The sequence below is a fragment of the Dendrosporobacter sp. 1207_IL3150 genome, assembly GCF_036763085.1.
Lineage (GTDB): Bacteria > Bacillota > Negativicutes > DSM-1736 > Dendrosporobacteraceae > JBAIYU01.
In genome coordinates this window covers 1-14517 of record NZ_JBAIYU010000009.1, presented here as the reverse complement: position 1 = coordinate 14517, position 14517 = coordinate 1, and the positions used below count along the sequence as shown (strand labels likewise).

The following is a 14517-nucleotide window of genomic DNA, read 5'->3' as shown; positions in this document are numbered from 1 at the left end:
CGTCGACAACCCATATTTATCACCGCCTTCCTGAATTATTATCCCCAGGAGTTGGACTGCTTAATAATGGGTAATTTATGTAAAATATTTTCGGTCTCTATGATAATAGGTAAGACAAAAAAGGAGAAAGACTTCACTTGCTAATTCAAAATAGAGCAAGAAAAGTCTTTCTATTCAATATCTTATTTTCCAACTGCTTGAATAGCTCTTTGCACCTTATCTGCCATACCAGTAATCTTAGTTGATGGAACTGCACAAACAGCAATTCGTACACCTTTTGCTAATGGTACTGCATATATCAATTCATCATGAAGTTTATCGCAAACAGCATCAGGATCATTAGCAGGAATGGTTAAAAAGAAACCAGCTCGGTATGGAAGCATATCTAAACCAGACGCTTGCGCCTCCCGCATAAATATATCGGCACGATTGCGGATAAGTTGGTAGAATGAGTTTCTCTCATTTTCAACTTGAGCTAATAAAGCTTTGTCATTATACACAGTTGCTAATAAACTCATAGCACCACGATTTATATTTGACCAGGTTGCTCTGCTTGTGAATTGGTTTATATTAACAAATTCACGCATAACTTCTTTATCGGAAGACACGCCTATCATAGCGCCGGTGCGCTGACCATACATAGTGTAACCTTTAGACATACTAAAAGCTAATATAGTTAGAATATTCGATGGTAATTCGCCAAACTTCTTGAGGAAGGTTCTGCAAGAATTTTTTTCACCAGCAAAATCAAGATATGCAATATCAACTAATAGTACAATGCGTTTTTGGGTGTTTTTAGCTTGTTCCTTACAAACTTGGATAACTTGATCCCATTCACTGTCCGTTAAACTATATCCTGTAGGATTATGTGCGGGTGCATTTAAGATAACAATAAGATTATCCTGCTTTTCGAGCAGGCTGCTTACTTTATCAGCAAAAGAATTTATGTTGAAGTTAAGTTTTTCGTCAAACAGTACGAAAGTATCTAGCTTACGAAGTGCGTCTTCACAGAGCACCTCATACGGTCCCCAGTACCAGTCTGAAGTAATTACTGTATCGCCAATTTCAGAGTAATTCCAGATTGCATGATGAAGCACGCCTGAGCCGCCAGCTGTGGCAACAGCATCAATATAAGCGTCAGGTTTATTATCCGCAAAAGTAAGATTCACGGCAGCTTCTAAAAAACTTGGAAGGCCGGCTATTGGTGCATAACTAATTATTTCATTTATTGGTAAGTTACGCAGTACTTTTTCAACTGTTGGGATGCAAGCTAATGTTTCTTGATCGTCCATAAATGCGCCAATTGTAGCATTTACAACTTTATCCTTACCATATTTTGCGGTAGCTTGAGCAGCAGCACCGCTTGCACCGAAAATTTTATCTGTGGCAAATTTGCCCTTAGCATGTGATGCAGCAAGACTAAAAGTCATGCTTTCCCCCCCTTTATATCGTAATCGCTTAAATAGCGATTGTGATCGGTTAGTATTAGACACAATATACTTATATTTGTTATAAACTTCTAATCTCCTGCCATGAACTAAAGTATACACAGTTTTTAGTGATAATTGTAAATTCAGTAAATTATGTAAATAAAGGGTGATCTTTATCATTATTTCCCGGGCAATCGACAAAAATTATCACTATGGATACATTTTATGCAATAATCTTGGAAATGGTATTGTTTCCCTAACATGATCCAAGCCACATAACCATGCAACAGTTCTCTCAATGCCTAAACCAAAGCCAGCATGAGGGACTGACCCAAATCTACGAAGATCTACATACCATTCAAATGCTTCCATCGGCAACTTATGCTCTTTTATTCTTTCAACAAGCAGATCAAGATCGTCCAACCTCTGACCACCGCCGATGATTTCACCATAACCCTCTGGAGCCAGCAAATCAGCACCTAACGCGACTTTAGGATTATCAGGGTCGGGCTTCATATAAAATGCTTTAATTTCAGTTGGATATCGATGTACAAATACTGGAGCATTAAAATGATTAGATATAAGTGTTTCGTGAGGAGCACCAAAATCGTCTCCCCATATAAATTCCTCGCCAGCTTTCTTTAGAATTTCAACAGCTTCTGTATAACTTATGCGTGGAAATGGCAGCTTGATATTTTCTAGTTTCGTTAAATCACGCTCTAGTATACGCAGCTCGTTTGCACATCTTTTTAGAATTCTTTGAATTACATAATATATCATTTCCTCTTGAACTTTTATATTCTCATCCATGTCACAGTAGGCCATTTCAGCTTCTACCATCCAAAACTCCATGAGATGACGGCGAGTTTTAGACTTCTCTGCTCTAAAGGTTGGACCAAAACAATAAATTCTTCCAAGCGCTAAAGCTGTCGCTTCATTATATAACTGACCACTTTGTGATAAAAATCCTTTTTCTCCATGATAATCAAGTTCAAATAACGTAGTCGTTCCTTCGCATGCCGCTGGAGTAATTATGGGTGCATCGGCTAATACAAAATCGCGCTCATAAAAAAAATCACGAATTGCATGCTCAATTTCTGACCTCACACGTAAAATAGCAACCTGTTTGGGGGCACGAATCCAAAGATGCCTGTGTTCTGCTAAAAATTCCACACCATGTTCTTTATGTGTAATTGGATAATCATGAGCAATACTAACTATTTCCAGTCCTGTTACTTGCATTTCAAAACCGCCGACAGAACGGGGCTCTTCTCTTACTATACCTGTTACCTTAATAGCACTTTCCTGAGTTAGTTTTTTTGCATCTGCAAAAACCTCTTCGCCTACTTCTTTCTTAACTGTCACGCCCTGCATTAAACCGCTGCCATCTCTAACAATTAAAAAAGCTATCTTCCCTGATGAACGAATATTGTAAAGCCATCCTTCAGTCGCAACTTGCTGCCCTACGTGGTTTTTTAGGTTTTTAATTAATACCTTTTCCAAAATTATCCCCTCCTAATATCCATATATCCCTCGCTTTTAGCGATAGTTTAACCACTTAAAATAATACCTATTGCTGCTATCGAAAATACTTCACTGCACTGAGACTGGCAATTAGATGCTCTGTAATGAAAAACAATAACCATTCTTTCATTTATTTCTTAATTAATTCAAATATTCCTTTTAACCTTTTTACTCAAAAATTAAAGCAGGCCATAATAGGCCTGCTAAGAGGGTTCCGTAAAACTGATTACTTATTTACCAGCAAATTTTGATTCTTGAGCCTGGATCATTTTGCGTACCATTTGACCACCTACGCGTCCGTTGTCAGCTGAAGTTAATGCACCTTTATAGGTGTTGTTGTAATCCTTCAAGCCGATTTCAGCCGCTGTTTCTTCTTTTAAACGATTAAGAGCTTCTTGTGCTGCAGGATTAACAGGTTTTCTGCTTCTTGACATACGCAAAACCTCCGTTTAAATAATTTTTTTGTGGTATCTGATAATAGAATGCCACAACATAAAAAAGTTGATACCTTGAAAATTTTGGTCAAAAAAAACGGCTCTTTACAGAGCCGCTTAAGTGCGTGTGTGTGCAAATATTTTACTGGATCTTAACTTAGAAGTTAACGGAGAAAGTGATATCAGTGAATTTTTTGTCGCTGCTGCCAGCATTATTTTCAGCAATATCTTGTTTAATATTTAAAGTCGAGTTGTCTGAAACTTTGTAGTTTGCCGCTACACGGAAACCTTTAGAATCATTAAATTGTGAATCTGTTGAATATCCAGTTACTGCTCCATCTTCGATATTTCTGTAGGAAACAGCATAGTCGAAATCACCTTTTTTTACTGCTTCGCCTACTTTTAATTCAGCAATGTAGCCGTCGTTCTTATCTGTAGTGTTTTTTACATATTCAACATTAAGCACTGTATTTTCCGCTACTTTAGTATCAAAATTAATTCCATAGAATTTTGTGTCATCTAGTTTAAGATAGTTAGCACCAACATTTACATTACCGAAAGAAGTACCAATTTCAGCTTGAGTAGTCTTGTCATGATTAGCATCTTTACCTGTGAAAGCTGTTATCGCAACATTATCAATACCAGTAGCTACTTGAACACCGTTAAATGCGTCACCATCCATCAACATACCTTTGCCTAACCATAACGATTGACGACCCACTCTGATTTCACTGTCTTTAATAATTGCACCAATATATGCTTGGTCAATAGAAGCATCTACAGTTGCTGCGCCATCGCTTATGCTATATCCACCAGTGTTATAGCGAGCGTGCACATTAAGATTTTCATCAATTGAAGCATCCACGTTTAAACGAAAACGGCTGGAAAGGTCGCTGCCGGAGTCTTTGTTGATAAACTCGATTTTACTGTCACCAGAGAATGCAGGGGAAGCGAAAACGGAAGCAGTGGAAAGAGTCATTGCTGCAAGTACAGCAGCTGCAAGAATTTTCTTTTTCATTTCTTCTACTCCTCAGTTTTAGATTTTTAGGATTATTTGAAACAGATTTTGTAAATTTCCCTGTTTCAGTTACTGAGAAGTCTTTTGTTATGAGTGTCCACGTTTCCTCATACCTATTACACTTCTTTCACCGAATACAAGTTATTTCTTATTTCGCATCTAGCCGAGCCAATCCCTAAAACTCAAGCGATACGGCAATAAGTATATTCTGTTATGCTAAAGTAATTCTGCTAAGTTTACATAATTCCTGCATCATGTAATGTAAATAAGCCCGCCAATTACTGGCAGGCTTATTATTTTAGTATATTACTCTTTGTTTTATGTAAATAAAATGGATCCAGTTTAAGCGTCTACTATTTGATACCTCAACTAAGGCTAGGAGAATAGATTATTAAAATAGTAAGTGAGCGCCAGCGTTGTAGCGTTAACAATTTATTCTCCTAGCCACCTATCTAGCCAAAAAAAAGAATAAAAAAGCATCCTCGGAAGAAGATGCTTTAAAATATTCATTATCTATTGTGGAAAGAACTTCTCATGTATGGCATTTACCGCTTCTTTGACCTGACTTCCTTTTATTAGGCAAGAAATACTAATCTCAGAAGTGCTGATAACCTCAATATTAACGCCTGAGCTCGACAATGCACCAAACATAGCAGCAGCAATGCCAGGGCTGCCAAACATTCCGGCGCCTACTACCGATACCTTGGCAACATCTTCGTCAACGCTTACCCCATAAGCCTCAAGCTTCTGTGCTGTTTTTTCAACGATTGACTTAGCTTGGCTTAAATCAGTAGTTGATACTGTGAAAACCATGTCAATTATATCAGTTTCAGAGTTGCGGATACTTTGTACTATCATATCTACGTCAATATTAGCGTCTGCTAAAGCGGAAAATATAGTATAGGCGATACCTGGACGATTAGGTACACCTAAAACAGCTATCTTAGCAACATCGTTATCGTGAGTTACGCCTCTAATAGTAAACTCTTTTTCTTCCACAGTATATTCCTCCCTGATTATTGTCCCGGCTTGCTGCGTAAATGTTGATCTAACATGAATAGGCACACCAAAATGCTTGCCCATCTCTACCGATCTTGGTTGCATAACAACAGCTCCTAAACGAGCCATTTCAAGCATTTCGTTATAAGTTATTTCTCGCATCTTTCTTGCATTTTTAACCACTCGTGGATCGGCTGAATATACTCCATCAACATCAGTGAAAATTTCACAGGAGTCTGCTTTTAGAGCTCCCGCTAAGGCGACAGCAGAAGTATCAGATCCGCCTCTACCGAGTGTAGTTACATCCCCTAAACGATTAATGCCTTGGAAACCTGCTACTACTACAATTTTCCCCTTATCTAATTCTTCCAATACCCGCTTTGGATTAACATCAATAATCTTTCCTTTAGTATGAACATTATTTGAAACTACCCCGGCTTGTGGACCAGTTAAAGAAATCGCAGGCTGTCCTAGGCTATTGAATGCCATTGCTAAAAGAGCAATAGATACTTGCTCACCTGTAGATAACAGCATGTCAATTTCGCGAGTATATACATATGGTTCTGAAGTTATATTTTTAGCCAACGTTATTAAATCGTCAGTTGTGTCCCCCATAGCTGAAACAACTATAACTACTTTGTCTTCCGGCTGTTTATCTTTTAAAATCCGCTGAGCTACAGCCAGTATTTTTTCAGTGGTTGCTACAGAACTACCACCGAATTTTTTCACAATTAGTGCCATTCCCATCCCCCTATAAGAAGCTCATTAGTTTTATTACTATAAATAGATATTCTCCATAAAAACACAAATCCCTCTTACAAGTGGACATACGACAAAAAATTTACATATTACATTGATGAACTAAAAGAGATTATAACACTAAAAAACGACATCCAAACATAAATAGCAAAAATCCCGGCAATTAGCCGGGATTTTTATTACTCTTCTACTTTAATTACTTTGTTGCTTTCCCATAGACCATGAATATTACAATAAGCTGTAGCTAAAAACGTACCTGAAGTTGAAAGTTTCAAAACTGCTTTGCCAAAAGGCTCGGTATATACAGGTCCTTTGTTAGGTCCTTCAGTTGATTCACCATGAACATTAAACTCAAAACATGCTACTTCATACGGAAACTTTCCATTGTCTGGTTTAAAGTATAACTTAATCCAGCGTATATTATGTTCAGTAGTATTAGGATGTGGAATTTCTTTACCCACACATACTTCAACAGTAACCTTCTCTCCAGCTTTAACCGCTTCTGGCGCATCAATTACTGGCACGTGTTTCTCCGCTTTCCAATCGGCACTTTGAATAATATCGGCAATTTTCATGAGAATCAAACCTCCTAATTTGTATCTTCTTTTATTCAATAATTATATTCCACTAATAAGTAGGAATTCCTTTTATTTTATGTTATTTTTTCCTATTTATTACTGAAAATTTTTATATTCAGACTGCGAATAAGCTGAGAAGGTACCTTGCCCCACTCCTCGGGCTGCTCTTGATGCAAAGGCTTTAAATTCAGCATTGTATCTGTTTCGAGTTTACAATTTAATTGGTTTATAGCACTTATTCCATTTTCAGCCTTACATGCATTTACAATATTTTCACGATTAGCTACTATATCAAATAAGCATTCATTTTCAGGTATATTTTTTAACATTCCCCATATATAGAGGCGATCAACTGTAGGAATGTTTGCATATATAGTAGAAACAACCTGCATTATCACTGCTGAACATGCTTCTATGTATTGCTTATGTATTGTCCGCGTTTCTTTATCCGTATATTTTACGCGGCCCGAGGTTAATAATGCACAAACTTGCGTAGGTATTATAGCTTTAGAAGGAAGCCAAACTTGCACTAAAGGAATACTAGAATATATATCAATATCTACTGCAATAGGGAATGGCAGATCTAATTTAGTTAGTACAGTATCAAGTCGTAGGAAGATTGTCGGTACGTCACCTTGAAGCAGTTTCTCTATTAGAGCGATCCTTTCCTGTTCGCTCGTTTCGTGTTGCAATCTTGCGTTTTCAATAAGCTCCCGCTCTTGTTCAGTTCGAGTCTCAACATCAAATCGTGCTTGGGTAACGGCAACTTCTACTGCTTTGTGTCGTTGCTGTATTATTAAAAATAAATTTATTAACAAGGTTATTGAAACTGTACCAGCAGCCCATAAGAACATTGTACTTGTGCTATATATTAAAATAAGAATACTTAAGAAAAAACCCGCAAGCCGAACCGCGACAGGTATAAAATATTTACTTTCGGCAGCTTGTTTTGCATCCTCGATTAAAAAACTAAAATCAGGGACCTGCCGTTCTTTCCATGGTACCTTTACAAGCATTGGTGCATATTCAAATGGCTCATAATTTAACTTACTTAGTTTGGTCAATTTTTCCTCAGCTGAATTATGGCGTTCATATTCTTGTCGCCAACGTTCTGCAGGATCCACATAACGGAAATGGTGCTCTTCAGTTTGGCTGGTATCATTATTCCTCATCGAATTATGAGAACCGCGACTTGGTGGTTTATTAGACATAAAACCCCACCCTTTCTAGTACGATAAAAACAATCATCTTTATTTTAACTAAAATATCGTTTACTGCCCAGCAATTTTTTTGTCGAAAAATTTATAGACATTTCGTGTAATATGTGTTAGATTAAAAATACAAACTATCCTTTAAATTAGTCCTGCGAGACTAAAAAGGTGCACAATAATAAGCTAACTAGTCGTAGCTGACTTATGCCTTTTTAGTCTCTTACTTAGGTAAGAGACTTTTCTATTGTGTACCACATTACAATGAGGGGGCAACGTATATGAGTAATCGAATAATTCAAGTTGAGGACAAACTTCCTCTTCTGCAGACCATTCCACTGAGTCTACAACACCTTTTTGCGATGTTTGGTGCAACAGTTCTTGTTCCTATCCTTTTCAAGGTGAACCCTGCAACTATTTTGTTATTCAACGGTATTGGTACACTTTTGTATATTTTTATTTGTAAAGGTAAAATACCTGCTTATCTAGGTTCCAGTTTTGCGTTTCTTTCCCCTGTTTTTCTAGTATTACCGCAATATGGTTACAATGCAGCTTTGGGTGGCTTCATAGTGGTTGGTGCCATCTTCTCACTTGTTGCACTTAGTCTTAGGGTTATAGGCACAAAATGGATAGATGTAGTCTTTCCACCTGCTGCAATGGGAGCTATTGTTGCTGTTATAGGTCTTGAGTTAGCACCTGTTGCGGCTGACATGGCGGGGCTTACTGCAAAAATTCTTGATCCTAAAGCAGTTACTGTTTCAGTATTTACATTAATAATTACTATACTAGGCTCAGTAGTATTCCGCGGATTTATGGCAATCATCCCAATCCTCGTGGGGGTTATAGGCGGCTACATTTTAGCTTTTACCCTCGGTTTGGTTGATTTATCTGGTATCTCTAAAGCAGCATGGTTTGCAATGCCGACAATTTACAAACCAGAGTTCAACATTAATGCAATAGCAATAATTGCTCCTGCTGCATTGGTCGTTATCGCTGAACATATTGGCCACCTAATCGTTACTGGAAACATCGTTGGACGTGATCTTGCAAAAGATCCTGGATTAGATCGTTCTTTACTTGGAAATGGACTTTCTACCCTTATCTCTGGTTTCTTCGGGTCTACCCCTAATACAACATATGGTGAAAATATCGGGGTTATGGCTATAACTAAAGTTTATAGTGTATGGATCATCGGTGGAGCGGCTGTAATTGCTATAATACTCTCCTTCGTTGGAAAACTTGCCGCTGCTATTCAAAGTATACCTACTCCAGTTATGGGTGGTGTATCCCTGCTGTTGTTCGGTGTAATCGCTGCATCAGGTGTAAGAATGCTTGTTGAATCAAAAGTTGATTATAGCAAATCTCGGAATCTTATCCTAACCTCAGTCGTTTTGATATTAGGAATCAGCGGAGCCAGCATGACAATTGGTACAGTAACAATGAAGGGCATGGCTTTGGCAACCGTAGTATCAATAATGCTCAGCCTCAGTTTCAAATTGCTCGATGTATTGGGTTTATCTAACGATAAATAAAACAACTAAATTAAAATAAAAATTCCGCATTTAGCGGAATTTTTTTATTTTAGTTTAAAAGGCTATGATCGGAAGTTAATAAATTGTAATTCAATACCTAAATCAATTTGTTTGAGCTTTGCAATAACCTGCTGTAAGTCATCCTTATTCTTACCCGCGACCCTTACTTGATCATCCATTATCTGAGGCTGAACTTTTAATTTTGTATCCTTGATAGCAGAGATAACTTCCTTTGCTTTATCCTTGCTAATTCCTTTTTTTATTTTAATGATTTGCCTGACAGTGCCCTGGGATGCAGGTTCAATTTTGCCATAGTCCAGGCTTTTAATTGAAATACCGCGTTTGATTACTTTAGTCTGCAAAATATCTATAATACTATTTAGCTTATATTCATCATCGCCAATAATTTTTATTTCTTCTCCTTCAAAAGCTATCGAAGATTTGCTATTTCTAAAATCAAAACGCTGGCCAATTTCTTTCGCTGTTTGATTAACAGCATTATCTACTTCCTGCATTTCAACTTCAGAAACAATGTCAAATGAACAATCCTTAGCCACTATCGAACCCTCCATTATTTATGTTTTATTGTCACTCTGATGGTCTTGCGGGCTACAAGATAGAAAAAAGCTAAAACTCCACCTACTGTAAAAAAGAATGCTACAGGCTTTACCATAATAATTTCCGATGTAGCCACAAGGCTAAACAAGAGTGCGACCATATATGCGAGAAATAGTTCGCCAAAGCGTGGGCTATTATTACGCGGCGCAATTGTCAGCCACACTAAAAAGCCAACCAAAATGACATAGCTATATTTAGATATTTCCATGTTTTCCTCCTCATAAGCAGTTAAGGCTTATAATTCGGGATAAATAAGATATATTCCTGCAATATTGACTACTTTATAGCTTACATATTAATTCTTATGTACCAACTAACTAATTCCAATTTTATTATTTACAATTTTTTCTTATAATTATAATATTTACAACTTGTAATTTTAATAAACCTTCTAAAAATGTTTACGGACAGTAGCATTATGTCTAGGCAGTTCATATGATGTATCAGGTAGGCACTCCAAAGACTTTTAATTCTATCGAAAATAAAGGGGGATGTTAGTTTTATGGACTGCAAATATCCACATTGGTATCAAGAAGAAAAAATGGAACCGTGCTTCGATTATATGGAAAAAGACATGTGTGAATACTCAGGTCCAAAGGTTCATGCATTTCCAGATGCGACTTTTAGAGATCGTTTATTATGCTTACTAGGTGACGAAATAATCTTCTCTGTAGATGCACGTATATGTGGTCGGGAATCTTTCTGTGGCACATTGTGTTATGTTGGCTGTGATTTCATGATTGTTAACGTTTGCCTTCGCCGCAAGCCTGTTTCTATGCATATTCCTATTTGTATGATTAGATTCTTTGCTCCTTACAAGGGACGGTCATAATCCTTTATTGCCGGCTTCTACACATATAATCCAAACTCGGCATAGGATATAGCAAAAATTCGGGAGGGAATTCTCTTGAGAAAAATTCGCAGCAGAAAGCCTATATCGATTGATTTGGATCATATGAAAACACTACATGAAGAAGCTATTGAACAGCTAGAACTTATGAAGACCACCCTTGAAGCCGCTGAACATGCAAAAGATACTATGCGCGACAACCTCGATAATATGTCAGTCGATCATTGGAATGCATACATGGATGTTTTACACATGATCTGCATGCACGATGATGCTATGAACGCTATCCTAAAAAAATTCGGAATGAAAATGCGTGACGATAGCTTTGAAAATAAGGAGAGGCAGTTTGGAATTAGGCGCTCACTCTTATTGTTCTTGCTTATGGCACTTATCCGACGACATCGCCGTGTAGTATATGTTTATAGCTTACGTGGGGAGCCTATGAACGACTATCTCAAGGATTCTCTAACCATGGAACGGGAACATATGGCTGATTTAATATCCATGATTCACAATTCCTTATAAACTCCTTGATGCCACGAGGGGCGATCTTTTGATCGCTCCTATTTAATTATAAAAAGGATTTATAGTTACAATAGTGGAAAAAATATAAATTACACATATTCAATTACATGCAGCTCTAGGATTCCCGCTTTTATAAAAGCAAGCACCTAAGTCCCTGGATAACTTCGACTAAGATTCAGATCTAAAACTCCACTAAACATAGTCTCGCTTGATAACATTATACAAACAATTTAAGGAGAATTAATGCTTAAACTAGTAGTTCCTCCAAATACCCAACCTCAGTCTATAAAAGACTATTTGCGCCGTCAAGCTGGACTCTCTCTAAGTGCGTGGCGCAAAATAAAGAATAACGGAATACTTACCTTAAACGGCGTTGCTGTTCCGATAACAGCAATAGTATCACCGGGTGATTCAATCGCCTTATCATGGGAAGAAACATGCAATATTGAACCAAAGCATATTCCTCTTGAAATATGCTTTGAAGATGATTTCTTAATGGTAATTAATAAGCCTGCAGGGCTTCTAGTACATCCTACCGTAAAAGAAAATAAAGATACATTAGCAAATGGCGTGTTATTTTACTTTCGCGAACAGGATTTGCCTTATTCCTTCCATCCTGTGCATAGACTCGACAGAAATACTTCTGGACTAATATTGATAGCGAAGTATTCACATATTCAAAATTTACTATCAGCGGATAATATTAAGAACATAAAAAGGATATACACTGCGGTGGTTAGCGGTATACTCGAAAATGATACCGGCGTAATTTCAGATCCCATTGGCCGTAAAACAAGCAGTATTATTGAAAGAGAAGTTCGTGATGATGGTCAGCCTGCGGTTACCTATTACCGTAGATTAGCATCATATAAGAACGCTAACCTGATTGAATTAGAACTGCTTACTGGTAGAACACATCAAATAAGAGTACACCTGTCACATATTGGTCATCCACTCTTAGGCGATGATTTATATGGTGGTTCACAACAACTTATTGGTCGACAAGCTCTTCATGCTAGTAAATTAATATTCGAGCATCCTATAACTAAGAATCCGACTACTGTAACAAGTCCACTTCCTAACGATATAAATTCATTATTAAATCAACTAAGTGACAAATTTGAATAACTTTGCCCGGTTTAGCATATATCTTTTATGGAGGCAAGCTGCCATAATGTGATATAATAATTAAGCTATAGAAATGTTAGGAGGGACCTTAATGCCATTAGTTACTTCGAAAGAAATGTTTAAAAAAGCCTATGAGGGTCAATATGCTATTGGAGCATTCAACGTTAATAATATGGAGATTATTCAGGGTATCGTTGAAGCTGCTAAAGAAGAACAAGCTCCTCTAATTCTTCAGGTTTCAGCGGGAGCTCGCAAATACGCCAATCATACATATTTGATGAAACTTGTTGAAGCAGCACTTGAAGATTCAGGTCTGCCAATCTGCCTACATTTGGACCATGGTGAAGATTTTGAAATTTGTAAAGCCTGTGTTGACGGTGGCTTTAGCTCTGTAATGATTGATGGGTCTAAGCTGCCATTTGAAGAAAACATTGCTCTTACCAAAAAAGTTGTTGAGTATGCGCACGCTCGTGGTGTTGTCGTCGAGGGTGAGCTTGGGCGGTTAGCTGGGGTTGAAGATGCCGTCAAAGTAAGCGCTAAGGATGCGACATACACTGACCCTGACCAAGCCGTTGAATTTGTGCAACGTACTGGTGTTGATTCACTTGCAATTGCAATAGGAACAAGTCACGGCGCATATAAATTTAAAGGTGAACCTAGTCTTGACTTCGATCGTCTTGAGACTATTACAAGACTTCTGCCAAATTTCCCACTGGTACTTCATGGAGCTTCCACAGTATTACCAGAGTTTGTTGCTAAATGTAATGAATTTGGCGGAGAAATTCAAGGAGCACAAGGCGTGCCAGAAGAAATGCTCTTATCAGCTGGGCGGCTTGGTGTTTGTAAAATTAATATTGATACCGATTTGCGTTTAGCTATGACAGCTTCAGTTCGTGAGCATCTTGCAAAACATCCTGGAGATTTCGACCCGCGCCAATACCTAAAACCTGCAAGAGAAGCAATTAAGAATATGGTTAAGCATAAAATCAGCAATGTATTAAACTGCAGTAACCGTTTATAGTATATTAAGACCGAGATATTCTCGGTCTTTTACTTTGTGATAACATACTAAAAAATCTTGTGGAAATACTACTATTGAATCTTTTAATATTGAAAGGAGCTGCGATATGGAAATTAAAAACTTCGACTTTGCAAATCTAACTTCAGAACAAGAATCAATGCTCAAAAACTTTGAGAAAGAATTCAATAGTAAATTTGGAAAAGAACTCTATGTATTAGCCTTCAACAAAAAATAGATATAGCAAAAAGCACTTACCAATGGTAAGTGCTTTTCTAATCAGCAGCTTTCTATCCTCCCAGGCCGTTTCACCTAGCGCAATGCCATCCATGGCGCGCTCGGCACTTGGTCCATCCGGGACCATCGCCAGCCAAGTACTTTCGACGTATACGAGCTTAACTACTGTTGCGATGCTGACTTCGCTAGTTTCCATAACGGAGATAGCTATTTCCTACTTAGTCCATCTCATAGGCGACGGTGATATGGGAACAGGTGGAGCCTTACTTACTACTAAAATAAAAAAGCACTCATCAAGCAATGAGTGCTTTTTAACCGGCATCTACTTATCCTCCCAGGCCGTTTCCAGCCAAGTACTTTCAGCGTATAAGGGCTTAACTACTGTGTTCGGTATGGGAACAGGTGGAACCCCTTAGCTATCGACACCAGATACATCAGGTGATTGTCTCTATTTGAGTACATTCCCTGAAAACTTCACAGAAGATAATTTGCATTTTAGTTTATATAATCGATAACTTGTTATCGATTAGGATTAAGTCAAGCCCTCGACCTATTAGTACCAGTCAGCTGAATCCATTACTGGACTTACACACCTGGCCTATCAACCTTGTCATCTACAAGGGGTCTTACTAGATTACTCTATGAGAGACCTCATCTTA

The 14517-nt window shown here is 37.8% G+C and carries 15 protein-coding genes and 2 rRNA genes; 5 read left to right on the top strand and 12 right to left on the bottom strand.

The genetic code is table 11. The features are described from left to right. Positions 1-182 precede the first annotated feature (182 nt). The 7 genes from V6C17_RS03020 to V6C17_RS02990 form a co-directional block, all read right to left on the bottom strand. Positions 183-1430, bottom strand: a complete 1248-nt coding sequence (locus V6C17_RS03020) for an aminotransferase class I/II-fold pyridoxal phosphate-dependent enzyme (protein WP_333521070.1) — start codon at positions 1428-1430, stop codon at positions 183-185. Between the two features lie 210 nt (positions 1431-1640). Further along, complete coding sequence (gene asnS / locus V6C17_RS03015; protein WP_333521069.1) at positions 1641-2933, bottom strand: asparagine--tRNA ligase; 1293 nt, start codon at positions 2931-2933, stop codon at positions 1641-1643. Between the two features lie 251 nt (positions 2934-3184). Then, a complete protein-coding gene (locus V6C17_RS03010; RefSeq protein ID WP_333521068.1) occupies positions 3185-3388 on the bottom strand; it encodes an alpha/beta-type small acid-soluble spore protein in 204 nt (67 codons plus the stop codon). 157 nt (positions 3389-3545) lie between these two features. Continuing rightward, the gene (locus V6C17_RS03005) at positions 3546-4406 is read right to left on the bottom strand and encodes a putative porin (protein WP_333521067.1); all 861 of its coding nucleotides are present in this window, start codon (positions 4404-4406) and stop codon (positions 3546-3548) included. Positions 4407-4919: 513 nt separating this feature from the next. Next, a complete protein-coding gene (locus V6C17_RS03000) occupies positions 4920-6146 on the bottom strand; it encodes an aspartate kinase (RefSeq protein WP_333521066.1) in 1227 nt (408 codons plus the stop codon). 197 nt (positions 6147-6343) lie between these two features. Further along, positions 6344-6739: a class II SORL domain-containing protein gene (locus V6C17_RS02995; protein ID WP_333521065.1), complete on the bottom strand. Its 396-nt coding sequence runs from the start codon at positions 6737-6739 to the stop codon at positions 6344-6346. A 92-nt stretch (positions 6740-6831) separates the two neighbouring features. After that, positions 6832-7953: a hypothetical protein gene (locus V6C17_RS02990; RefSeq protein ID WP_333521064.1), complete on the bottom strand. Its 1122-nt coding sequence runs from the start codon at positions 7951-7953 to the stop codon at positions 6832-6834. A 278-nt stretch (positions 7954-8231) separates the two neighbouring features. Here V6C17_RS02990 and uraA point away from each other — a divergent pair, with 278 nt between their 5' ends. Next, positions 8232-9482 carry a uracil permease gene (uraA, locus tag V6C17_RS02985; RefSeq protein WP_333521063.1) on the top strand — a complete coding sequence of 417 codons (1251 nt, stop codon included), beginning with the start codon at positions 8232-8234 and terminating at the stop codon, positions 9480-9482. A 62-nt stretch (positions 9483-9544) separates the two neighbouring features. Here the strand turns inward: uraA and V6C17_RS02980 are convergent, their stop codons facing one another. Next, complete coding sequence (locus tag V6C17_RS02980; RefSeq protein WP_333521062.1) at positions 9545-10039, bottom strand: YajQ family cyclic di-GMP-binding protein; 495 nt, start codon at positions 10037-10039, stop codon at positions 9545-9547. A 14-nt stretch (positions 10040-10053) separates the two neighbouring features. Further along, positions 10054-10308 (bottom strand): hypothetical protein, encoded by a 255-nt coding sequence (locus V6C17_RS02975; protein WP_333521061.1) that lies wholly within the window; start codon positions 10306-10308, stop codon positions 10054-10056. Positions 10309-10602: 294 nt separating this feature from the next. Between V6C17_RS02975 and V6C17_RS02970 the strand changes: the two genes are divergently transcribed. The 4 genes from V6C17_RS02970 (at position 10603) to fba (ending at position 13624) form a co-directional block, all read left to right on the top strand. After that, the gene (locus V6C17_RS02970) at positions 10603-10932 is read left to right on the top strand and encodes a hypothetical protein (protein ID WP_333521060.1); all 330 of its coding nucleotides are present in this window, start codon (positions 10603-10605) and stop codon (positions 10930-10932) included. Positions 10933-11007: 75 nt separating this feature from the next. Further along, on the top strand, positions 11008-11475 hold the full coding sequence (locus tag V6C17_RS02965; protein ID WP_333521059.1) for a hypothetical protein: 468 nt from the start codon (positions 11008-11010) through the stop codon (positions 11473-11475). Between the two features lie 243 nt (positions 11476-11718). Continuing rightward, on the top strand, positions 11719-12603 hold the full coding sequence (locus tag V6C17_RS02960) for an RluA family pseudouridine synthase (protein WP_333521058.1): 885 nt from the start codon (positions 11719-11721) through the stop codon (positions 12601-12603). Positions 12604-12694: 91 nt separating this feature from the next. Further along, a complete protein-coding gene (gene fba, locus V6C17_RS02955; RefSeq protein ID WP_333521057.1) occupies positions 12695-13624 on the top strand; it encodes a class II fructose-1,6-bisphosphate aldolase in 930 nt (309 codons plus the stop codon). Positions 13625-13838: 214 nt separating this feature from the next. On the opposite strand, the gene V6C17_RS02950 is transcribed toward fba, so the two are convergent. From V6C17_RS02950 to V6C17_RS02940, 3 genes are all read right to left on the bottom strand, one after another. Beyond that, the gene (locus V6C17_RS02950) at positions 13839-14054 is read right to left on the bottom strand and encodes a hypothetical protein (RefSeq protein WP_333521056.1); all 216 of its coding nucleotides are present in this window, start codon (positions 14052-14054) and stop codon (positions 13839-13841) included. Positions 14055-14171: 117 nt separating this feature from the next. Continuing rightward, positions 14172-14288: ribosomal RNA gene (rrf, locus tag V6C17_RS02945) — 5S ribosomal RNA — on the bottom strand. 103 nt (positions 14289-14391) lie between these two features. Further along, positions 14392-14517 (bottom strand): 23S ribosomal RNA (locus tag V6C17_RS02940); the annotation flags it as partial.